This is a genomic window from Vibrio sp. T20 (assembly GCF_007858795.1).
Classification (GTDB): Bacteria; Pseudomonadota; Gammaproteobacteria; order Enterobacterales; family Vibrionaceae; genus Vibrio; species Vibrio satsumensis.
Window position 1 is genome coordinate 1 of record NZ_VFEB01000184.1, and the last position, 335, is coordinate 335.

Annotated in this window: 1 pseudogene; it reads right to left on the reverse strand. The window is 42.1% G+C overall.

Going from position 1 to position 335, the window contains the following annotated elements:
• Positions 1-139: 139 nt before the first annotated feature.
• A pseudogene (locus tag FTW16_RS20460) lies at positions 140-335 on the reverse strand (SgrR family transcriptional regulator); the annotation flags it as partial.

Below are 335 nucleotides of genomic sequence, written 5' to 3' on the forward strand. Positions count from 1 at the left end.
ACAATAGTAAGTATTCAAGCGCTAATTTTTAAATACTCACGTTCTAAAGCCACCACTTATCGAGTTCAGTGATCAATTCAAATGTTGACATCAACACCTACCACTAATCGGCTGACCATACGTTTTTGAATTCTGGCCATCACCAGTTAGTGATAGCGACATTTTTCAAAATCCCTTGGAAACGCACAGTTTGCAAGTGATGAAACATTGGCACCAACCAATAATAAGAAATCAACGTGGACGCGATAGGTTCCAACTCTGCTAAGTAGTCAGGCAGTTCAACGGAGGCTTTGTGATGATCCAAACGCTGTTTCAGCCAGTTGCTGTTCGTCCCC